Below are 23,215 nucleotides of genomic sequence, written 5' to 3'. Positions count from 1 at the left end.
GGCAATGTGAAATTGTAGCATTGCCCATCTTTTTATTTTGACCAATGGATAACAGGAAATTGCCGGAAAACGGCTCACTCGTCAAGTTCAAAAGATTTGACGAAGACGACTGGAAAGAAGGTGAGTTCGATGAGCAGAACCAGATGTTCATCGAGATCTATGCACAGGAAACCGTTACCCATAACAGCTCAGATATTATGGAATGGCGCTATATGGAAGACATATAGGCAACACGGAAACTGCATGGCACTGCTTTTTTAGCGGGACCTGGAAAAAAATCTTGGTTTATGATTGAAGAGCTTTGGTACAAAAACGCAGTAATATATAGTCTCGATCTCGAGACATTCATGGACGGAAATGACGATGGTACCGGTGATTTCGAGGGCTTGTGTAATCGATTGGACTATTTACACGCACTTGGCCTGGACACAATCTGGCTAGCGCCTTTTCAGCCTACTCCCAATCGCGACAATGGTTATGATATCAGCGATTTTTATGGGGTCGACCCTCGCCATGGATCCAGCGGGGATTTTGTCGATTTTATTCATAAAGCCAGAAAGCTTGGGATCAAAGTGATTATCGACCTGGTCGTGAACCACACCTCCGATGAGCACCGCTGGTTCAGGGAAGCCCGTTCTTCAAAGAATAACCCAAGAAGGGACTGGTACGTGTGGTCGGACAAGCGCCCCAAAAACTGGAATAAGGGGATGGTTTTTCCGGGTGTCCAGAAAGCAACCTGGACGCGGGACAAGGTGACGAAGGCTTATTATTTTCATCGTTTTTACGAATTCCAACCTGACCTCAACGCTGATAATCCACAGGTACGTGAGGAAATTAACCGTATTATGGGTTATTGGCTCGAACTCGGGATAGCCGGATTCAGGGTAGATGCCGTGCCTTTTATGCTGGAATCGCCGTCTCTCGACGGTAGAAAACCTTCCATGCACTTTGAGTACCTGAAAGAGATGAGGAGCTTTCTCCAATGGCGGAAGGGGGATGCGGTGCTTTTGGGCGAAGCCAATGTATTGCCAAACGAGAGTAAGAAATATTTCGGCGATGAGGGTGATGGGATCCACCTGATGTTCAATTTTTTTGTAAACCAGTATACTTTTTACGCGCTGGCTACTGCCGATACCACGCCGCTTATCAAGGCCCTTGAAGCCACCAGGGATATTCCGGCAATGAGCCAATGGGCACATTTCCTGCGCAACCACGACGAACTGGACCTGGGGAGACTTACCGAAGAAGAGAGGCAAAAGGTTTTCGAAAGGTTTGGGCCTAATGCCGACATGCAGCTTTACAACCGTGGTATCAGAAGGAGACTTTCCCCAATGCTCGGAAACCGTGCGCAGACTGAATTAGCTTATAGCTTGATGTTTTCCTATCCCGGTACACCTGTAATCCGTTATGGCGATGAAATTGGGATGGGAGACGATCTGACATTGAGCGAGCGTGAGGCGGTCAGGACGCCCATGCAGTGGTCTTCGGAGAGGCAGGGAGGGTTCTCAAAAGCCGAACGGCTTGTTAATCCCATTATTAAAGATGGCTACTATTCTTACGAACATATGAACGTGGAAGACCAGCGCAGGGACCCGTCCTCGCTGCTCAATTGGATGACTACCTTGATCCGCCTTCGAAAAGAATGTCCGGAGATTGGATACGGAGACTGGGAAATCATGGACACAGGTTACAAAGAGATACTCGGAATGAGATATACCTGGAAAAGCAGGGTATTATTGATCTGGCACAACTTCGAAGAAAAGTCACTAGAGCTTATTGTTCCTGAAAAACAGGCTGGTACCGGCAGGCTTGTAGACCTGATGAATAACATTGAGAGTGTTCTGGATGAACGTGGCAGGCACACCATTACATTGGAGGCCTATGGCTATCGCTGGTTTAAGGCTTATCCCGAATAAGTCAGTCCAGTAGTTTGTAGCCATCATTTAGGAATAATTACAGGTCTTACTTGCATAAATATTATTTTTCCATTTATTTTTATTTATTCAGCGGGTTTTGGAATCCAAAATCGAGTTTTTGATTTGTGGTTTCGCCCTTTATCTTTTGTTATCTTTTCAAATTGTATGTAAAATTTCTTAGTGGGTCTACCTATTGTCACATTTTTGAGAGGCAAGGGTCGCCTGTTGGACACCGTTCCTGATCGATGTACTATTTTGGTTTAATCATTTAAATTTTACCGGATGATTGGATTATTTACTCATATACTCAATGACTACCATAGACGTAATTCCTCTGATCGAATACCCTACTATAGAATATTATGAAAAAAAGGCATGTGAGTTATTTGAGGCCTGTAAATCAGTAGACAATCACACCATTCAATATATCCGAAAATACCATCCCAATCCTGAAAAGCTGGCAGATATCAACAGGCCAGTAACCAATTTCAGAATGGATGATGCCCGACTGATCCTCGCCAGGCAGCATGGGTTTGAAGATTTTGAGGCATTTTGCAGTCATATAGGCGAGTACGCCAAGGATGGATCGTCTACCAGGCTATTTGAGCAGGCAGTGGAAGCTATCATTCGCGGTGACACCGATTTGCTGGCCGCATTGATACATAGCAATCGGGGGCTAGTTCAGAGCCGCTCTTCGCGCGCTCATAAGGCTACGTTGTTGCATTATGTGGCTGCCAACAGGATAGAAAGCTACCGACGGAAAACGCCGGAAAATGCGGTTGACATCACCGAGATCCTGTTGTCTTCCGGCAGTGAAGTGGATGCCCTGGCAAGCGTCTGCGAACACAAATGGGGTACAACTCTCGAACTTACCGTTTCAAGCCCGCATCCTGCAAAAGCAGGAGTACTATCCGCATTGGTAGAAAAATTACTGGACCATGGGGCGGCGATCAATGGGGTAGTGGATGACGGCTCCCCGCTCGCCACTGCCATTTATTTCCATCAGCCCGAAGCCGCAGACGCGCTGGAAAGGCGTGGGGTACGAATCGACAATGTGGTTCTGGCCGCTGCGATGGGAAAGCACGAAATGCTTGATGAATACTTGGATGGTTATGGCAGGTTGCTTCCAGGGGCACCGCTGATCAACGTTGGATGGCTTAAGAATGTTAAAACACCGCAAGCCAATATAGAGTTGGCACTGGTTTGGGCTGCTATGCTGAACAGAAGAGAAACCGTTGCCTATCTGCTGGACAGAGGCGTCAGTACGTTGTCTCGTGACCAAAAACAATGGACTGCATTGCATTGGGCAGCATACCTGGGTTATCCTGAAATTATCGATTTGCTGCTGAAGAGAAAGGCGCCCCTGGAAGCCCGTAACGAATTCGGCGGGACGGTTCTAGATCAAACGCTCTGGGCGACGGTCAACAGAGGGTTAGGTAGCCACCACCTCGAAATTATTACTAAATTGATTGAGGCCGGTGCCAGAATACACTCATGGTGGCTATTTGCTGGTCTTACTCCACCCCTGGACGAGCGGGTTGCCGAGGTCCTGCAGAGATATGACATATAGGAGTAATGCTCAAACTTATACTTGTTGTTTTTTTACTTGTGGGTAGTAGCGGTCTTTCTCGCCAGCGACTCGAAATACACGGAAAGCCTGCCCAAGGCCTGGGATGAAGGCATACTGCTGACAAGTGGCACCGTTGGCTCGCTTATATGGTAAAAAAGAAGGTAACCTAAGGTTTTCACCGGAACGAGCGGTTATTTGGGATTCGAGGTCTAATGATTGGTCTTCACCGCGACGAATTTTCGTAAAAATGGATACAGCAGCAAGTTGCCAGGGAGGATTACAAAACTGTCTAGCAACACTCTGACATTCCTTATGACAGGGAATCGCCCTTTTACACTAAAGGGAAACTTGGCATTTGCAGCGGGTTTGCGGGAAATGCTTATACAAATTATACGCGTTTATTGAGCTACAACACATTGAGCCTGCTGGCTGGAAAGACAATTTCGTTCGAAAAGCTCGGCATTCCAGGTCAATGTGAAAAAAGAGGCTGGGGAAGTAAAAATTGGTTAGGAAATCGGTGGGGTAACCCTTTTGAAGAAACTTTTCGAAAAGTGGAAAATTGTATCGGCCAACGAGGTGGCAGCTGCGGACGTAAACAGAGGATCGTTCGCATTTAGGTGTAGCTGTGGCGGGGAAATTATATGACAAAATGCAGAATGGCTCTAAAAACTAGTTCGGAAATTAAGATTTGAGTCGCAGTTGAATTTATATGAAGTTAACAATCAGTTAATTACATGCAATGTGGGGTATGTAAAAATAATCCAAGAATAATTTGCACTTTACTGTAAAACTGAAAAGGTGTGTGGATAAATAGTGGCAAGCATGATTTTGAAATCATATCTTGCACTTAGATATTCACCATGATATTGATTTCCACACATGCTTATTTCATCATCTATGCCGGGCTTTCCGGTAACCCTCTTGTTAATTTGGATCGGCGCATCACTCCAGCTGGTTGCCCAGAATACACTCGAATTTGTTCAGGATGGCGTAAATAACAGCTCTCCGGTGCCAGTTCCCAAAGGGCCGACTTCCATCCCCCAGACGCTTACTTTTTATTTTAACAAAAATGGCAGCGTAGATGAGGGCATCTATTTTCAAAAGCCAGGGACTGATTTATCTGTTACTTTTAGTTTTGATGATCAGCCTTATGTGACTGTTCCGCAGCATGTTACCGGTATGACGTTCGGTGCAGCATCCGGTGCCAGCACAGCCCAGATCAAGGCGGCTCCGGTTGTGAACACTAATTATTATTATACCGACACCACCAGGACTATATTCACCGCCCATCCTGACGGCCCCGCGGGGCGGGGTATCAACCTCTATGCGAATGCAGGGCTGCAGGTTTTTCTGTCCGCAAAGCCGCTATTGCTTTCGAACGCACCTAAGGCAGATACCAACAGATATTATTATGGCAAATTACGTCTGCAATTCAGTCGTCCGGTAAAGAACCCGGTCATTTCATTGGTGGGGCTGGGTGCTACGACCAACTTTGGCAATAAGCGACTGGGTTTCACCACTGAGTTAGAATTGCAGACGCCCACACTGACCCTGACAAGACTATCTGGCAACAAGGAAATGTTGATCGACCCGTCGAAAAAGAAAATCCTGCACTCCAAATCTCCCATTACCGGCAATTGCGATACCGGCGCCGCCTGCGGCAGTGTGCTGATCAAAGGATCGGATATCAGTACGCTGGTGTTTGGGGTATATCTCCGGGCCGATGGCGGTGAGGGTGTTTGGGGTACTGAAAAAGTCACCAATTCAGGTGATATGTGGCATATCACTGTCTCTCTCCCTGAGCAATAAGTTTTGCCTCGGCCCTCGCCTCACTTTTGATCTTCGCGCGATGCATTTCCCCCCAGTTAATCAACGACTCGAGCACAGGGTCGAGCGTGTCGCTGTATTCGGTGAGCTCATATTCGATCATCAGGGTCGGTTCTGTATAGATTTTTCTTTTTACAAAACCATTCATTTCCAGTTCCTTGAGCTCGTTGGACAATACCCGCGCCGAAATGCCCGTAATCGTCCTCTGTAGGTCGTTGAACCTCTTATTGCCTTCCGACAGCGCGATAATGACCCTTAATTTCCATTTCCCGCCAATTACATAAAGAGCGTCGCCCACTGCGCCTAGTTTGCCATTGCATTCGACAGAAGTGGGCATTGTCTTCGTTTTATCCAGTTTGCGCATATGAGATTGCTTACCAAAAGGTTATCACTAACCTTTTGTATACTACTAACATTTTATTAGTAAAGATAGCTAATTTTGTTCAAAACAAATATGATAATGAAAGCAAAAAAAATCATCACCATTGCATTTACCGCTATTGCATCTCTTCTCGTGGTTGTTAGCGGCATTATGAAGCTTGTGAAAAGTGAGGAGGTGGTCGCCGGACTCAGCAAAGTAGGGGTAGGGGATTATCTGACGGTCCTGGGTATGATGGAAATCGGATTTACCGCGCTGTTCATTTATCCGAAGACCATGAAGATCGGCTTTTTGTTATTAAACTGTTATTTTGCTGGGGCTATCGCTACCGAATTGTCACATGGCACGCCATTCAACGCAGTGTTGCCGATGGTATTGATCTGGATCGCCGCATTTCTGAGGGATTCCAGTATTTTCCTCCCTGTAACACAGCGATCGTCCACTGCGGCAAACTGAAAGTCAGACCTTTTCTCGTAAGCCTGTAAACCAAGCTGCCCGCAACCGGTTTCCCTCGCAGGCAGCTTGGTTTAATATCGTTGAGAAGTTTCTAGACGAGATGACCCGGAGCACTAATGACAGCAGCCTTCGGGACCGCTTTTAAGATGATCGTACTTGTCATGGTGGCGCAGCCAATCCATAACACCGTCTTCATTCCTTCCTTTTGGGGTAAGGTCCAGGAAGTTGTGCGCACCCAGCAAAATGTCGCCGCCTCGTCCGTAGCTCGAATACGTATGGTAAACTGCCCCGGAAGCATCTTTAAAAAATACGCTGGTTCCCGGTGACTCGGTACCCGAATCATGGGCCGCATATTCGTAATTGTAATACACTTCGCCATTTTTGATCTGATCCTCGGTGAAGGACACCTGGTAATCGTAGTTGAAGTCGCTTTCGAAGGAGGACACCCATTTGAAATGCCATCCCATTCTTTTTTTAAAAGGAAGGATCTTCGAAAGCGGCGCGCGCGATACCGCTACCACGGATACATCGTGATGGGCCAGATGCAGATTGGGGCCGTCGATGTGATCGGCCATAAAAGAACAGCCTGGGCAACCTTCTTCCCAATCCGGCGCAAACATAAAATGATAAATCATGAGCTGGCTGTTCCCCGCAAACAGGTCGGCGAGCGTGGCGGTACCTTCCGCGCTTTCGAAACGGTAGTCTTTAACCACTTTTGTCCAAGGGAGGTTTCTTCTCTGTTCGCTAAGCGCATCGCTCAGTTTGGTCAATTCTTTTTCCTTCTTTAAAAGTGCCTTACGGGCTGCTATCCATTCTTTTTCTGAAACAACCGGGTGACCTGACAGGCCCGGGCCCGGAAGTTTGGCTAAAAGTTCCTGCTGTTTGTCCATGGTGTGCAAGGTTTTGATTTGTACAAATCTCTCACATAAAATAAAAAAACAGGATGTGCGATAGCGTCTAATATGGGGGGTATTTGAGACATCTACTGGATTTCTGGCTCACGCTCAGCCTTACAATCATCGTGAAGCGTGTAAAAACAAGCCCGATTTGCGGCGGAACACGGGCAGCCAGACCCGTTGAATTGCCCTGCGTTTCTGGTACGATTATTTTTATAACTATACCTGTAATTTCATATAATCAACAAACATAGACGATCATGAAAACCTTAAAATTGAACATCATGGCACTGGCGATCATGGGATCAACCGTTGCGTTTGCGCAAACAACGACCCCATCGAGCACCACACCAACCAGTACAGTACCTGGCACATCAACGCAGCCGGTAACGGTTCCGGGCAGTACAGTTCAGCCTTCTACTTTGCCTGGTGCCAGCAAGCCTGGCAGTACAGCACAACCAGCGACCAGTACCATACCGGGCAGCTCTTCACAGCCGGCAACCATACCGCCTGGAACATTGCCAGACAGGTCTACAACAACGACTCCTACGACTACCAATCCGGTAAGTACGCCGCAGCCTTCCATGAATGTTCCAAGGACCGGAACTCAACCTGCGGCAGCGCCAGGCACAGTACCGTCTTCCAGTATCCCGGGAAGTTCGACATTGCCTAACAGCAACAATGTACCAGCAACAACTTATCCAGGTACAACCACGCAGCCTTCGACCATACCTAACAACACAACAACACCTTCTGCGACTGTGCCAGGAAGTACTTCCACTCCCTCTACAATTCCTGGCGGTGCTGGAAGAATACCTCAAAAATAATCGGGTCATTGATCATACAGTCCCAAAAGCAAGGCCTGCCGGAATTCCGGCAGGCCTTGCTTTTGGGCTAAATTCCCGCTTTATGCTTATTTAATTGGATTTTCGTTCAGGATGTCCCGTTTTTCTCTTTGCATTGTATCAAACTCGGTTGCTGGATTGAACCATTTGTTGCCGGCTACGGTGCCGATGGCAATCGCCTTGCCATCGACGAGCTCAACTAAGACTTTATTACTTTTTAGCAGATCCCAGCTCGCAACATTCCCTATTTCCATACATCTAAAAAGAAATCTGCCTAAATATGGAGCATCGAAGGCCCCTCCGCCGTTTGGCCCCGACAAAAACATTGCATCGCCACCAAACGAATATTTAGCGCCTTTTACATTCAGTTCGAGTTCAGCTGTAACATATTGTTCGTTGTGAATATAAATGTGAACAGCTTTAATGGTTCCTATTTCCATGATTTAGTCTCTTGATAATAAGCGTATTGGTACCAAAATTATACCCCAGACCAGAAATAACAGGATGATGACCTTAAACCGCTGGATTCACTTACTTCACCCTCAAATATATACGTTAAGCGTAAAAAATGTAGTAATACTATTACTTAAATTTCGATATTATCTATGATATCCGCACCCATATTGTAGAATAGTTCAGCAAAAGAGCCTGTCCAGCAGCATGTTGAAAATTTTGGCTGCGGGAGATCAATGAGGAGAGTATGGAGGGTCTCTTTGGACGTCTTTAAAATAACCAAGTTAACTTCTGTTCACCTCACCTTTGCTTTGTGATGATTTCTATCCTATTGCTTCTTTTGCTGTTCCGGGATTTTTGTCCTGTAAGTGCAGCCGTGACCCAACATGAAAAGGTAATAATGCCTGTGCGGTTTTACAGGTATGAGAATTTTGGCGCAGGGACCGTTCATTTTCGGAATGGGACCAGGGCGAAAGCGATGCTTAATTACAATTATCAGTATGGGCGGGTTCAATTTATAAGTGCGGCAGGGGATACGCTTTTATTAACGGGAAAAGAAAAAATAGCACGAATAGAAATCGGTCAGTCGGTATTTTATCCAAGTGACGAATATGGTGAACTTGAATTGGTGAAGCAGGCTGTTCAAGTGTCTCTTGCAAAGAAAATCAGCTGGTCCCCGGCAGGTAATAAGCGTGATCATTCCGATCAGAAATTTACCGCAGAAAGCAGCAGTCAGCCCGCTGCTGCATTCATAAGCAATCAGGATGGCAGCTTTCAGTGGCAGAATAATTCATCTCCGGAAGTACATCAGCTCAAACCGACTTTTTACCTGATCGACTATAACCACCGTTTTCACGAAGCAGGCAAGGCGGTCTTTTTAAGGATCTATTCCCGGAACAAGTCAGAGCTGCTCCGTTACTTCCGTAAAACTAAGGTCAACTTCAGATGCGAAGCCGATCTGGTCGCGCTGCTGGACTTTTGCGACCGATCGTTTTGATAAATCCCCGTTTTGCTCATTAGAATCTGTTTAAGATAGGTATATCCGGGGGAATAATTAAGTTCGTATCATTTATCACCATCGGAAAGCCGTATTGTATGAGAGCAAGAGTACTGGTGTTATTCCTTCTGGCGTGTTCAAGTGTCCTGGCACAGAAGAAGGAAGATTTTACGACTCTGGAGCAAGTATCCGCAATGGAAAAGCGTGCTCACAGATTATTTTTTGACGATCCTCGGCGAATGCTCAGGGCCAGTTCATCGAATCATTTTGATGTTAAATACTACCGTTGTGAATGGGAGGTCGACCCGAATGTACGGGCGATAGCTGGAACGGTCACGACGCATTATGTGATGACATCGGCCGGAAACACGATCTCATTTGATCTTGCGGATAATCTTACCGTTTCCTCCGTGACCCAGCGGGGCATTCCCTTATCGTTCACGCATTTGGGCGGCACAATCGATGTGTTATTTCCTGCGGCTGTTGCGGCCGGAGTGAAAGATTCGATCAGCATTGCTTACAATGGGGCGCCGTTTTCCCCCGACGGCTCGTTTGAAGTGACAACCCACGGTTCCGGCGCAACGCTGGCACCGATTATGTGGACATTAAGTGAACCTTTTGGCAGCAAAGACTGGTGGCCCTGCAAAAATGGCCTGGATGATAAGGCGGATTCTGTTGATATTTATATTACCCATCCTGCTCAGTATCAAGCTGTCTCAAACGGACTTCTGCAAAGCCAGACCGCTCTTCCGGGGAATAAAATGGTTTCCTATTGGAAGCATCGCTACCCCATTGCCAGCTATCTGGTTTGTATGGCGGTTTCCAATTATGTTGTTTTAAATCACACGGCAAATGTTTCCGGCGAACAGATCGCGATGCAAACATTTTGTTATCCCGAAAGTCAGGCGAGTTTTGGAGCCGGGGCTGTAGAAGCTTTAGCCCAGATTGATTTTTACACGAATCTTTTTGAAAAATATCCATTCCGAAAGGAGAAATACGGCCATGTCCAGTGGGGTTGGGGAGGAGGAATGGAGCACCAGACCTGCTCATTTATGGTAAATATGAACAACGAACTCGTAGCCCATGAACTCGCGCATCAATGGTTTGGGGACAAAGTTACTTGTGGGAATTGGGAGGATATCTGGCTCAACGAAGGTTTTGCGACGCATTTGGCCAGCATGTACCTGGAAAATAAATCTCCGGCAAATACGCTTACCCGGCGCAATGCAGAAATCCAGTACATTACATCAATGCCGGGCGGATCGGTGAAAGTGCAGGATGTTACCAGCATTGACGCAATTTTTAACCAAAGGTTGAGCTACTATAAAGGGTCACATGTGTTGTATATGTTGCGCTGGATTTTGGGCGATGCGGTTTTTATTTCCGCTGTAAAAAACTACCTGGCCGACCCTACTTCGGCTTATGGCTTTGCCACGACGGCCAAATTCAAAAGCCACCTGGAAAACGCCAGCGGCAGGGACCTGACATACTTTTTTGACCAGTGGTTTACCGGCCAGGGATATCCTTCCTATCATGTCGACTGGTTTCCCGGTAATAATTCAGTTCAGATCAAACTCAGCCAGAATACCTCCGACGCGTCGGTGGCCTTTTTTCAGCTGCCCGTTCCGCTGCTTTTCAAAAAAACGGCCACTGGTGAACAAAAGCTGGTAATCCTGAACAACACATCAAATGGTCAGGTATTTACGGAGAACCTGGGTTTTGTACCGGACCAGGTGGTTTTTGACCCGGAACTTTGGCTGATTACCCGGAACAATACCCTCACTAAAGTTTCCGATCCATTGCCCGTTACCTTTAGTGCCTTCAATGGCACGTGCATCGGCGACGATGTGAAACTCGAATGGGCGACGTCGGAGGAAGTCAATGCCGCCTTTTTTGAGGTACAAAAAAGTAGTGACGCAGTCCAATGGTATTCCATCGGGCACGTCGATGCTTCGGGGAATTCGCTGGAAAGAAAAGAATATCGTTTCAATGATCTATCAGGGGCAGCCCCAAGGAATTATTACAGGATCGCTGAGACAGATTATGACGGAAAAGTGCAATACACGCGCATTATAGCTTCTTCGTGCGAAGCCGCTGTGGGTACAGTCATAGTGCTGGCGCCGAATCCAGTGACAGACCGGTTGATTTTTAAAGTTGATAGCAAGGTTAAAAACCTGAATGCGTCCATTTACGGGCTAAATGGGACAGTAGCGGATGCGAAACTTTCCGGTTTGCTGGTGCAGGATCAAAACAGCATCGACATCACCGGGCTGGCAAGCGGACTGTATATTCTGAAACTCTTCGGCACAGACTTGAAAGCGGTTACCTCCGTCCGATTTTTGAAACTATAAAGCGGGGTAGAATGGACCATTTGGCCTGATTTTTATATCAGTCGTTACCAATTCAGTTAATTACGAAGTTGATTTTTCGAAATTAAACCCGGTAGTGATTATGGTTAAGGTGCTGAACATTAATTTATTATTTATTTTTCTGAGCATTATTCCTTCAGCGCTGAGCCAGGATGCAAGTTCGAAAACGTTGCCAGAAAAGAAAAAGATCGTCTTTGTAGCCGGGCCGGACAGTCATGGAAAGGGGGAGCATGAGCACAAAGGCGGGTGCACATTGCTGGCTAAGGCGCTCAATGAAAGCATTTCGGGTGTGAACGCAGTAGTGATAGAGGGAGGCTGGCCCAAAGATATAAGGGTGCTTGAAGATGCCGATGCAATTGTGCTGTACGGCGATGGTGGTGACAGCCACATGGTGATGCCGCATTTGAGAGAAATGGATCAGTTAATGGTCAAAGGTATCGGCCTTGTTGTCCTTCATTTTGCATTGGAAGTTCCAAAAGGCGAAGCGGGAAACTATTTCAAAAAATGGATCGGGGGTTACTTTGAGATCAATTGGTCCGTCAACCCGCTTTGGGAAGCCCATTTCGCCCGATTTCCCGATCATCCCGTCGCGCGCGGCATAAAGCCTTTTGGGATTATGGATGAATGGTATTACCATATGCGCTTTGCCGACGATTCCATGAATATCACCCCCATTTTACAGGCCCTGCCGCCCGAAAGAACATTGAACCGTCCTGACGGCACCCATTCCAATAATCCGGATGTGAGGGAAGCCGTTTTGACAAAAAGGGAGCCGCAAACCCTGGCCTGGGCATACGATCGGCCTGGCGGTGGCCGTGGATTCGGGTTTTCGGGTGGGCATGTTCACAACAATTGGCAAAACGATCAGATCCGGAAGCTGGTACTGAACGCAATTGCCTGGACCGCTAAGATCGATCCTCCCCAAAACGGCATACCTTCGGCCACGCCCACGCAAGCCCAGTTGGACAAATTGACTAAGCGGATTAATTGAAGAAACGGGCCAATATTAAGATAGAAGGATGCTCATCTGGAAGTAGTCGCACGGAAGATATACTTGAACTACTGACGATATTGACGTCAAAAAATATACTTCGCTGAGCCCCGGAACTGTTTGGTGCCCGTCGGGTAAGTAACCTTCAAAATACTCATTCCGCTTAATTTAAAGAAATTTCTTGCTATTTGATTTTCTTTAAATTTACTTTGTCTATCAAATTAGTAGATTTCTCTTTTGTTAACCACCAGCACAGGAGAAAAACATAGTCATTTTCACTGATGAATTCGATGAATGTACATTCTTCGCGACGGCAAGTTGCGCCTATGGTGGTATCCAATCCTGAATTCCGGCAACTGTCCGAATGTTGTTGCCGCCCTTATTGAATTTTCTGACGGGCCTTAAACGGCTCTTGAAACCATATTTCATTCCTGTTATTCAACTGTAAAATCTGTTGGGTTGATCCGTTTTGCGGATTTTCCGGTCGGGTTATTTAATTAATATCACAATCATGAACAAACTGAAATCCCTATTATTCTCTTCTGTCTTTTCGCTGCTGGCCGCATCCGGCTTTGCTCAGGAAACTGCTGATAATAAAGTAATTATCACGGGCGTTCGATTTGCTTATCCTTTGGTGGAAAAGTGGATTAAAGAGTACACGGCTTTGAACCCCCAAGCCCAGATCGTCATTGAAACCCGGACGATCACAGATCCGCAGAAATATGACCTGCTGATCGAAGCCTACGAACAGGAAAAAGAAGTGAGGGAAACACGAGAATATATTTCAGTAGGGCGCTATGCTTTGCTGCCCATTGCCAATGCAAAATCTGCGTTTGCCAAAGAATACGGCGATAAAGGGCTAAATGAAAAGACTTACAAACAAATCTTCTTCCATGATATCTACGCCGAAAAAGATAATACGCTGCCCACCAATTACACCATTTATACCCGCTTGCAAAAAGCCGGGGCACCGCTGACTTTCGCGAAATATTTTGGCTATGAGCAACAGCAGATTAAAGGAAAAGCCATTGCAGGTGCTGACGAACATTTGATTAGAGCTCTGCTGAAAGACGAAACGGGTATTACCTACACGACGCCAGGCCTTGCCTATGACTTACAGACAAGAAAGCCTCTGGACGGGATTACCATTATTCCGGTAGACCAGGACGGAAACGGCAGGATATCGAAAGAGGAGAAAGCGCTGGATAACCTGGATCAGGTACTGACCAGCCTTGAAAATGAAAAAGTCAGGAACGTGCCTGTCGAGTATATCCACTTTTCGATCGACAAGCACAATTCAAATCCTGAGGCCAAGAAATTCCTGCTTTGGGTGGCCGCAAATGCCGGTAAAGACCTGCGCCAGTTTGGTTATCTGAAGCCGGATAGCAAAAGGCTGGAACAGGAAAAGGAGAAACTTGAAAGGTTTGCAGCTGTAAAATAACTTTTGTCAACGTATAGTGAATGCCGTCAATGCTACCATTGGCGGCATTGGGGGTGCTTATGCCAAATATCATCCCCTTAATGCTTGGCAACCGCCATCTTCCATTTTACCCGCTTAAATTTCAATGAAAAAGTACGTGTACCTCGCGTTTTTCATGGCCTTTGATGTTCTTTCCGCCCAGGATACATCGACCGGAGTTGTTAGAGATGCTTCCGGGGAGACGATTCGCAGAGCAACCGTTATTTTGCAGGGCACCTCCAAAAATACCGGCAGCGACCTGCGTGGCAAGTTCAATATCGCAGCACCCAAGGATTTCCCTTTTACCCTGCAAGTCAACGCCACGGGATACCAGCAACAGGAAATTGATATTTACGAGTTGTCTGACGAGCCCTCCGAAATCATGATGAAAACTGCCCATGTGCTGGATGAAGTGGTCGTGATCGGGTACGGAATTCAAAAAAAGAGGGCGACCTCACCGGCTCGGTTTCTTCGGTTCCCCCGGGTAACATCAACCATGCAGATGTAGAAACGAGTTAAAAACTAATCGCATGAAGATATTTCCAATTTTTATCCTCCTTCTTACCATCGTCTCCCCAGCTACCTATTCCCAGGGAAATGCTGAAAAACGCCCTAATATCCTCTTCATCCTGGTCGATGACTGGGGCTGGACTGATTTGAGTTCGGCAGGAAGTAAATACTATGAGACGCCGAATATCGACAAGCTGGCTACGCAAGGGCTGAAATTTACCCAGGCTTATTCGGTCGGACCAAATTGTGCGCCCAGCAGGGCATCCCTGATGACCGGGAAATACACGCCGCGCCATGGCATTTACACGGTGGGTAACCCGGACCGCGGCCAGTCCACGGACCGAAAATTGATACCGATCAAAAACATTACGGTGTTAAGCCCGTCCTTCGTGACGATTGCCGAAGAACTTAAAAATGTCGGTTATAACACGGGTTTGATAGGAAAATGGCAATTGGGTGAGAAGAGCGAAAATGCGGATGCACATGCGCAGGGCTTTGATTACGTGATCGGAAACAGTGAAGGGACTCCTTCTTACTTTTACCCCTATTCCAAAAACGGGAAACCCACACCGCATGAAGGTATTACAACCGGCAAAGAAGGTGAGTATATTACCGATCGCCTGACCGACGAAGCAGTTAAATTCCTTGATTCCAATCAAAAAAAGCCGTTTTTCCTGTACCTTTCTTATTTCGCCGTACATACGCCGGTTGAAGCTAAACCAGACATTATAGAGAAATACAAGGCAAAGAAGGGCGATGAATACCACAATAATCCGACCTATGCGGCCATGATACAGAGTGCCGACGAAGGGATCGGCAGAGTTTTAAAGACCTTGGAGTCGTTGAAGCTATCTGAAAATACCTTGGTCATTTTCTTCTCGGACAATGGCGGACAGGGTGCAAATACAAGCCAATATCCGCTTCGTGGGTCAAAGGGGATGCTCTACGAAGGAGGAATACGAGTTCCTTTAATTGTAAAATGGCCGGGCAAAACCAGACCTGGTACAACCACAGATACGCCGGTAATTGGCGTCGACTTTTACCCGACACTGCTTGAAATCGCCAGTATTAAAAAACCATTGCATTCTGAATTCGACGGCCAGAGCTTTGCGCCGCTTCTGGCTCAGAAAACGACGCCTGCCAGGGATATTTTCTGGCATTTTCCGGCCTATCTCGAAGCCTACAAAGACGATAAGCGCAACAGCGACGCATTCAGGACGCGGCCCACGAGCACCGTTCGATCGGGCGATTTCAAGCTCCATGAATTTTATGAGGACGGGCGCGTTGAGCTCTACAATATCAAGACGGACATAGGCGAAAGCAACGATCTGTCGAAGACCCATCCGGCGAAAACGAAGGAACTGAAAGACAAGCTGGATGCATGGAAAGCCAAAACGCATGCGCCAGTACCTACCCAATTAAATCCGGAATATGCTCCCGCAGCAACAGGCAAATAATCTTTTAACAAGGATATTTTTATGAAAATTGGTTTAAAAATAGTGGCATCGGTACTGGCAGGGTGCGTGTCCGGTCAGGTTCTGGCACAAAACAGCCCGCAACAGCCCTGGAACGGGAAATTCGGCAAGACCTTGCAGGAATCGACCCCATACAAAATCGAATACAACAAAAAGGCCCCGAAAGGTGCGCCGAATGTGGTCTGGATCCTGATCGACGATGCAGGATTTGGCGCGACGACGGCTTTTGGCGGATTGGTGGAGACGCCTAACATTCAGAAACTCGCGAACCAAGGGCTTCGTTTTACGAATTTTCATACCACGGCCATCTGTTCCCCGACCCGTGCGGCATTGCTGACAGGACGAAACCACCATTCGGCCCACGTGGGGCTGCTTACTCCTGCCGCGGTTGATTATCCAGGCTACGATACCTATATGCCATTCGAAAAAGCGACAGCTGCCGAAGTTTTGCGTGAAAATGGTTACAGCACATTTGCATTGGGTAAATGGCATTTGACGCCGGTGACAGAGAACTCGCAGGCCGGTCCCTTTAACCGCTGGCCGACCGGAAGAGGCTTTGACCATTACTACGGTTTCCTGCCGGGAGCCACGGACCAATGGCATCCTGAACTTTGGGAGGATGCGACCAAGCTGGACATTGAACCCAATACCAAGCATTTGAACGAGCTATTGGCCGACAAAGCCATCAAATACATTGCCAATCAGAAATCCGTCGATGCCGAAAAGCCATTTTTCCTGTACCTCGCCACTGGCGCAACGCACTCGCCGCATCAGGTAGCCAAAGAGTGGATCGACAAATACAAAGGGAAGTTTGACCTGGGCTGGGATAAGTACCGGGAGATCGTGATTGAAAATCAGAAAAAACTGGGCATTATACCCCAAAACGCCGTTTTGCCCGAACGGAATCCGGGTGTAAAAGAATGGGCAGCCTTATCTGAGAAGGAAAAGAAGGCCTATGCGCATTTCATGGAAGTATACGCCGCCTTTTATTCCTATACTGACTACGAAATCGGCAGGATCGTCAACTATCTCGAACAAATCGACCAGCTGGATAACACAGTGATCGCGGTTATTCTGGGCGATAATGGGGCCAGCAAAGGGGGGACCCAGCACGGCACGATTAATCCGCAGATCAACAGGCTTCAAGGGGAAGCACGAATTGACGCGATCCTGAATGCCAGAGATTTAATAGGTACAGACGAATCCAGTACAGACTATCCAATCGGCTGGGCCGCTGCGGCCAATACGCCTTTCCGCTACTGGAAGGCCGATGCCAATACCGAAGGCGGCACGCGCAATCCGATGATCTTATATTATCCTAAAGGGATCAAGGATCAAGGAGGTATTCGTCACCAGTACGGTCACGTTATCGACATGCTGCCGACAACCTTGGAGATCATCAAAGGCGAGTCGCCGAAACTGATCAATGGTTATAAGCAGGAACCGATCGAGGGAACCAGTTTGGCCTATGCAATTGACAATGCAAAAGCGCCATCAAAGCATACCATTCAATATTATGAAATCGCCGGTGCGCTTTCGATTTACAAAGACGGCTGGAAAGCTTCCCGGGGCCATGATGTCTGGGAAGGTTTGGAGGGACGATCTGGTAAAGCGGACCCAACCGGCGGAAAAGTAGATTTCAGCAAGGATGTGTGGGAACTCTATAACCTCAATGAAGATTTTAACGAGCGGAATAACCTCGCCGCCAAAAAACCGGCGAAGCTGAAAGAATTGCAGGCGGTTTTTGATCAGGAAGCCAAAAAATACAATGTATATCCATTAAAAGACTTCACCGCGCACGACATGCCAGCCGGAAGGACGGTATATGGAAAAATGCCAAACATCACGCTTTTTCCGGGCGTCGACAACCTGGTGGGTGTGAGCAGCCCGCTGTACGACGGCAGGTCATTTACAGTCAATGCGGAAGCAGAAATCGTTTCCGGGCAGGAAGAGGGCGTTTTGTTTGCGGTGGGCGGGGATAAAAGCGGGATCAGTCTGTTCGTCAAAGACGGCAAGTTCCATTATACGCACAAAACAGCAAAGGATGTTTTCAATATTTCTTCTGCCAATGCGATTCCAAAAGGAAAAGTGAATTTCAGGCTGGTTTACGAACATTCGGGACCGGCGGAGGCGGGTAAGTCGGTCGGGAAAGAAACGGTTTATATCAATGATGAAAAAGTAGGGGAGAGAAGCTTCACCGCGGAGCAGGGGCAAATCCAGGGGCCAAGAAATCTGGACGGAACGGATGTGGGACGGGATCAGAAAAATGCGGTTTCGGACCAATACAAAGCGCCTTATGCTTTTACCGGGAAGTTGAAGAAGGTGACGATTAAATATGAATAACATGTAACATAACCTTGTCACACTGAGCGAAGCCGAAGTGAGGGAAGCACTATGCACAAAGGACACATTGCCAAGCCAGTAACGTCCTTCGACTCCGCTCAGGATGACGATAATCATTCAGATGAAAGCAAACTTTAGAATTGTAATGATTGCGCTGCTCGCCGCGCACGCGTCTTTCGCCCAGAAAAAACCAAACATCATCGTTATCCTCGCCGATGACCTCGGTTATGCCGATCTGGGTTGCTACGGAAGTGAAATCCCTACGCCGAACCTGGACAAGCTAGCACAAAATGGTGTTCGCATGACCAGCTTTTACAACACCGCCCGCTGCTGCCCGACGCGCGCAACTTTACTGACGGGCGTTTACGCGCATCAGGCGGGCATTGGCCACATGATGGAAGACAAGGGTGTTGACCATCCTGCTTACCGCGGTCAGTTGAACCACAACAGTGTTACCATTGCCGAGGTCATGAACACCGCGGGCTACTTTACTGCCATGACCGGTAAGTGGCATGTTGGTCACCAACACGGTGTGTATCCTTCGAACCGCGGGTTCCAACGTTCGCTACATGCGCCTACCGGCGGTTTTTATAACCCGGAAGGAACCAATGCAAAGCTGTTTTTAAATGGTACCGAGATTCCTAACAACTCTGATAAGCTTCCGAAAAACTGGTATTCCACGGATCTGTGGACAGATTACGGTTTGCGTTTTATCGACGAGGCGATTGCTGAAAAGAAACCGTTTATGCTTTATCTCGCACACAATGCGCCCCATTTCCCATTGCAGGCCTCCGAAGAGGACATTGCGAAGTTCAGGGGTAAGTACCTGAAAGGCTGGGAAAAACTAAGACAGGAGCGCTATGAAAAGCAGATCAGGCTGGGGTTGATCGACCCTTCCTGGAAATTGCCGCCCATTAACCCGAACGTGACGCGCTGGGAAAGTTTGAGCGAACAGGAAAAGAAACGGTATGACGACATGATGGCGATTTATGCGGCCGTCATTTACCGGTTGGATAAAAGCATTGGAGACCTGGTGGCTGGTTTGAAAAAACGCGGCGTTTTCGATGACACGGTCATATTGTTCGTTTCAGATAATGGCGGCAATGCCGAACCTGGTATAGAGGGAAGGTACGAAGGCGACAAACCGGGGGATGCCAAATCAACTGTTTTTCTCGGACAAGGATGGGCTGAGGCGGCGTGTACACCTTTCTGGGCATACAAGCATCATACGCATGAGGGCGGCATTTCGTCACCGGGCATTATTTCCTGGCCCAATGGAATCCCGGCTTCACGCAATGGAAAATTCGAAAAGCAACCTGCACATATTGTCGACATCATGGCCACGTTGGTGGACCTGGGTGGTGCCAAATATCCGGCGACTTTTGAAGGAAATACCATTCAGCCGCTGGAAGGTACAAGCCTGAGGCCCGCATTCACCGGTAAACCCCTCCACCGCAAGAACCCGATTTATTGGGAACATGAAGGAAACCGCGCATTGCGCGACGGCAAGTGGAAACTCGTTGCCGAAAAGACCGAAAAATGGCAATTGTACGATGTGGAAAGAGACCGCACGGAGTTGGATGATCAGTTTACAAAACAACCCGAAGTCGCTAAAAGGCTCGTTGCCAAATATGACGAATGGTACAAAAGGGTAGGAGCGGAAGAGTTTGACAAGACATTCAAATGGTTTTATGACTATGATAAGGCCAAAGCAGAAGCGGCTGCCCACAAATAAATAATGTAATGCTAAAGCGACCGCGATGAACCTGGATACCACCAAGATTTCCCGTTACTTTCTCTTATTTCTGGGTGTAATTGCCCTGATATCCAATGCTCTGGCGCTGAAAAAATCGCCCAACATCGTCCTGATTCTCGCTGATGATATGGGCAAGGAGTGCATTGGCGCTTATGGAAGTACTTACAAAACGCCCAACATCGACAAGCTGGCCAAAGAAGGTCTGAAGTTCAATTACGGGTTTGCCCAGCCGCTATGTACGCCTTCACGCGTGCAGATCATGACGGGGAAATACAATTACAAGAATTACTCGCAATTTGGGCACCTGAATCAGGATCAGAAGACTTTCGCGCATCTGGCGAAAGAGGCGGGTTATGCCACAGCAATTGCAGGAAAATGGCAGTTAGGCGCCAATAATAAGCTGCCCAAACATTTTGGTTTTGACCAGTATTGTCTCTGGCAGCTGGATAAACCAAGGAGGGACGGTGAACGTTATGCCAAACCGCTGATCGATAAGGACGGCCAGATCCTGAAAACGACGGACGATGATTACGGACCGGATATTTTTACGGATTATATGCTGGACTTTATTGAAAAAAACAAGGACGGGAAATTCCTGGCCTATTACCCGATGGCTCTGGTACATGACCCGTTTTATCCTACGCCCGACAGTAAAAGCTGGAAATCGGATGTGCCTGGACGTCAGAAAAGTGACACGCTCAACTTCCGGGATATGGTGGCTTACACCGATAAGAACGTTGGGAAGATCATTCAGAAGCTGAAAGACTTGGGTATTTATGAAAATACGATCATCATTTTTACCGGGGATAATGGTACCGGTCGGCCAATTGTAACGCCTTTGAAAGACGGCAGTACCATAAAAGGAGGTAAGGGTCTGACAATAGATCGCGGGCACCATGTGCCGCTGATCGTGAATTGGGGAAGCGGCAAATACAAAACCCACGAAACCGACAATCTGATCGATTTCACAGATATGCTGCCGACGCTTGCAGAAGCCATGCAGGTGAAAGTACCAACAGAATGGGATACCGATGGCCATAGTTTTCTGCCACAGATCAGAGGGGAAAAGGGCAAGCCGCGTGATTGGATCTTCTCGCATTACCAGCCGATCCATTCGGAAGCAGTCAATAAACAATCGGCCCGGTTTATCAGGGACCGTCATTTTAAATTGTATTCGGATGGACGTTTCTATGACCTGGATAAGGATATCGAGGAAAAAAGTCCGGTTGCGGAGGGTAAGGCAGGTACAGAAGGCGAGAAAAGGCGCAAGGTTTTTGCAGCAGAACTGGCAAAGCTTCCGCAGTGGAAATTTGGTGATCCGGGGGTAGCCAAAGTGGTGTTGCCCGGATTGGAATTGGACCCTGCCTTTGCAGAAAAAGGGGATTGAAGCATGGTGCAATCGGAAACCCCGACGGGGTTTAAACAACCCCTATACAATTATTTTCTGTAAGCAGGTAAACCGCTCTGCGGTATTTGGCTTTGCAAAGTGGCTCCGAGGAGCGTCCTGTTTATAGAAACCAAATCGTCGTCCAAGATCCAAAGCCCTATAATGACTTCCTGAATACGAAATCAAGATCAATATGAAACCAAAATACGCACTGACATTCGCATTGACATACTTTTTTGCCTTTTTGAATAAAGGGGGTGCCCAAACCGCCAAACCCAAATACAATGTCCTCTTCATTGCGGTCGACGATATGAACGATTGGATCGGGCCTTTTGGCGGGTATCCGGGCATTAAAACACCCAACATCGACAAACTTGCCCAAAAGGGGGTGATTTTCACGCGAGCCTATTGCGCTGCGCCTGCATGTAACCCTTCACGGGCCGCTTTATTGACAGGCGTGAGGCCAGCCAGTTCCGGCGTTTATCATAACAACCAACCCTGGCGGCCTGTTTTGAAGGATGCAATTACCCTGCCTCAGTATTTTACAGCCAACGGTTACGAAGTAGAAGGCGCGGGTAAGATCTATCACAATTCCTTCAACGACGACGCTTCCTGGCCGAAATATTTTGAAATTCCAAAATCCCCGGAGCCGCCTAAGAAGCCGGTCAATGGTTTTGCCAATTTTGACTGGAGTGCAATCGATGCGAAAGACGAGGATATGGGGGATTTTAAGATCGTCAACCAGGGAATTGATTTTTTTGGTAAAAAGCATGAAAAACCATTTTTCCTGGCAATCGGCTTTACCCGCCCGCATTTGCCCTGGTATGTGCCTCAGAAATATTTCGATCTGTACCCACTGGAATCCATCAAAAGGCCGAAAGTGATTGACAACGACCTGGCGGATGTTCCGGCTGCCGGCGTCAAAATCGCCAAACCCGAAGGCGACCACAAATTCATTGTAGAAAATAAACAATGGGAAAGGGCGGTGCAGGGTTATCTGGCGAGCATCACCTTTGCCGATGGGCAAATCGGACGATTGTTGGATGCATTGGAGAAAAGTGAGTATGCCAAAAATACGATCATTGTTTTCTTCGGGGACCATGGCTGGCACCTGGGCGAAAAGGAGCATTGGAGAAAATTTGCTTTGTGGGAAGAAGCATCGCGCGTGCCCTTTATTGTGTATGCACCAGGCTTGTCTAAACCTGGCTCCGTTTCGGAACGTACTGTGAATCTGATGGATATTTACCCAACACTGACAGAACTGTGTAATTTGCCCGCCAAAAAGGGCCTGGAAGGAAACAGCATTGTGCCTTTACTGAAAAATCCTTCCGCAACGTGGGACCATCCTTCGGTTACGACGCATGGATTCGGAAATCATGCGGTCCGGTCGGAAAAATGGAGATATATACGCTATCATGATGGTTCGGAGGAATTATATGACCATGAGGTAGATCCCCAGGAGTGGAAAAATCTGGCAAAAGACGGAAAATTTGCCGCTATAAAAGCCAGGCTGGCCAAATCATTGCCTGTGTTAAACGCCAAAGACGCACCAACCGTCAAAGAAGGAAAAGAATAAACCAAACGAT

19 protein-coding genes are annotated in these 23,215 nt (G+C 47.5%); 16 read left to right on the top strand and 3 right to left on the bottom strand.

Going from position 1 to position 23,215, the window contains the following annotated elements:
* The first annotated feature begins 44 nt into the window (after window positions 1-44).
* The 4 genes from AC1XUF_RS05860 (at window position 45) to AC1XUF_RS05845 (ending at window position 5,295) form a co-directional block, all read left to right on the top strand.
* Window positions 45-227 carry a hypothetical protein gene (locus AC1XUF_RS05860; protein WP_483340734.1) on the top strand — a complete coding sequence of 61 codons (183 nt, stop codon included), beginning with the start codon at window positions 45-47 and terminating at the stop codon, window positions 225-227.
* Between the two features lie 60 nt (window positions 228-287).
* Complete coding sequence (locus AC1XUF_RS05855; protein WP_483340733.1) at window positions 288-1,916, top strand: alpha-amylase family protein; 1,629 nt, start codon at window positions 288-290, stop codon at window positions 1,914-1,916.
* A gap of 310 nt (window positions 1,917-2,226) precedes the next feature.
* Window positions 2,227-3,486 (top strand): ankyrin repeat domain-containing protein, encoded by a 1,260-nt coding sequence (locus AC1XUF_RS05850; RefSeq protein ID WP_483340732.1) that lies wholly within the window; start codon window positions 2,227-2,229, stop codon window positions 3,484-3,486.
* Window positions 3,487-4,365: 879 nt separating this feature from the next.
* Window positions 4,366-5,295, top strand: coding sequence for a hypothetical protein (locus AC1XUF_RS05845; RefSeq protein WP_483340731.1), 930 nt, complete (start codon window positions 4,366-4,368; stop codon window positions 5,293-5,295).
* Here the strand turns inward: AC1XUF_RS05845 and AC1XUF_RS05840 are convergent.
* Complete coding sequence (locus AC1XUF_RS05840) at window positions 5,270-5,650, bottom strand: winged helix-turn-helix transcriptional regulator (protein ID WP_483340730.1); 381 nt, start codon at window positions 5,648-5,650, stop codon at window positions 5,270-5,272. The genes AC1XUF_RS05845 and AC1XUF_RS05840 overlap by 26 nt on opposite strands.
* Before the next feature lie 123 nt (window positions 5,651-5,773).
* Here AC1XUF_RS05840 and AC1XUF_RS05835 point away from each other — a divergent pair, with 123 nt between their 5' ends.
* Window positions 5,774-6,148, top strand: coding sequence for a DoxX family protein (locus AC1XUF_RS05835; RefSeq protein ID WP_483340729.1), 375 nt, complete (start codon window positions 5,774-5,776; stop codon window positions 6,146-6,148).
* A gap of 113 nt (window positions 6,149-6,261) precedes the next feature.
* Here the strand turns inward: AC1XUF_RS05835 and AC1XUF_RS05830 are convergent, their stop codons facing one another.
* A complete protein-coding gene (locus AC1XUF_RS05830) occupies window positions 6,262-7,038 on the bottom strand; it encodes a DUF899 domain-containing protein (RefSeq protein WP_483340728.1) in 777 nt (258 codons plus the stop codon).
* A 266-nt stretch (window positions 7,039-7,304) separates the two neighbouring features.
* Between AC1XUF_RS05830 and AC1XUF_RS05825 the strand changes: the two genes are divergently transcribed.
* Complete coding sequence (locus AC1XUF_RS05825) at window positions 7,305-7,871, top strand: hypothetical protein (protein WP_483340727.1); 567 nt, start codon at window positions 7,305-7,307, stop codon at window positions 7,869-7,871.
* 86 nt (window positions 7,872-7,957) lie between these two features.
* Here the strand turns inward: AC1XUF_RS05825 and AC1XUF_RS05820 are convergent, their stop codons facing one another.
* Window positions 7,958-8,329, bottom strand: a complete 372-nt coding sequence (locus tag AC1XUF_RS05820; RefSeq protein WP_483340726.1) for a hypothetical protein — start codon at window positions 8,327-8,329, stop codon at window positions 7,958-7,960.
* Between the two features lie 329 nt (window positions 8,330-8,658).
* Here AC1XUF_RS05820 and AC1XUF_RS05815 point away from each other — a divergent pair, with 329 nt between their 5' ends.
* The 10 genes from AC1XUF_RS05815 (at window position 8,659) to AC1XUF_RS05770 (ending at window position 23,205) form a co-directional block, all read left to right on the top strand.
* Entirely contained in the window at window positions 8,659-9,339 is a 681-nt protein-coding gene (locus AC1XUF_RS05815; protein WP_483340725.1) for a hypothetical protein, read from the top strand.
* Between the two features lie 98 nt (window positions 9,340-9,437).
* The gene (locus tag AC1XUF_RS05810; protein ID WP_483340724.1) at window positions 9,438-11,690 is read left to right on the top strand and encodes a M1 family metallopeptidase; all 2,253 of its coding nucleotides are present in this window, start codon (window positions 9,438-9,440) and stop codon (window positions 11,688-11,690) included.
* Window positions 11,691-11,790: 100 nt separating this feature from the next.
* A complete protein-coding gene (locus AC1XUF_RS05805; protein ID WP_483340723.1) occupies window positions 11,791-12,699 on the top strand; it encodes a ThuA domain-containing protein in 909 nt (302 codons plus the stop codon).
* A gap of 511 nt (window positions 12,700-13,210) precedes the next feature.
* Window positions 13,211-14,140: a type 2 periplasmic-binding domain-containing protein gene (locus tag AC1XUF_RS05800; protein ID WP_483340722.1), complete on the top strand. Its 930-nt coding sequence runs from the start codon at window positions 13,211-13,213 to the stop codon at window positions 14,138-14,140.
* A gap of 124 nt (window positions 14,141-14,264) precedes the next feature.
* Window positions 14,265-14,666: a carboxypeptidase-like regulatory domain-containing protein gene (locus AC1XUF_RS05795; protein ID WP_483340721.1), complete on the top strand. Its 402-nt coding sequence runs from the start codon at window positions 14,265-14,267 to the stop codon at window positions 14,664-14,666.
* A gap of 22 nt (window positions 14,667-14,688) precedes the next feature.
* Complete coding sequence (locus tag AC1XUF_RS05790) at window positions 14,689-16,125, top strand: sulfatase (RefSeq protein ID WP_483340720.1); 1,437 nt, start codon at window positions 14,689-14,691, stop codon at window positions 16,123-16,125.
* A 21-nt stretch (window positions 16,126-16,146) separates the two neighbouring features.
* Window positions 16,147-18,486: an arylsulfatase gene (locus AC1XUF_RS05785; RefSeq protein WP_483340719.1), complete on the top strand. Its 2,340-nt coding sequence runs from the start codon at window positions 16,147-16,149 to the stop codon at window positions 18,484-18,486.
* Window positions 18,487-18,607: 121 nt separating this feature from the next.
* Complete coding sequence (locus AC1XUF_RS05780; RefSeq protein WP_483340718.1) at window positions 18,608-20,221, top strand: arylsulfatase; 1,614 nt, start codon at window positions 18,608-18,610, stop codon at window positions 20,219-20,221.
* A gap of 25 nt (window positions 20,222-20,246) precedes the next feature.
* A complete protein-coding gene (locus AC1XUF_RS05775; protein WP_483340717.1) occupies window positions 20,247-21,629 on the top strand; it encodes a sulfatase family protein in 1,383 nt (460 codons plus the stop codon).
* A 193-nt stretch (window positions 21,630-21,822) separates the two neighbouring features.
* Window positions 21,823-23,205 carry a sulfatase gene (locus AC1XUF_RS05770; protein WP_483340716.1) on the top strand — a complete coding sequence of 461 codons (1,383 nt, stop codon included), beginning with the start codon at window positions 21,823-21,825 and terminating at the stop codon, window positions 23,203-23,205.
* The last annotated feature ends 10 nt before the right edge of the window (window positions 23,206-23,215 follow it).

The sequence above is a fragment of the Dyadobacter sp. HNCC25DJ185 genome (assembly GCF_056895195.1).
Note: the sequence above shows the minus strand (reverse complement) of the source record. Positions and strands in the feature narration are given on the sequence as shown.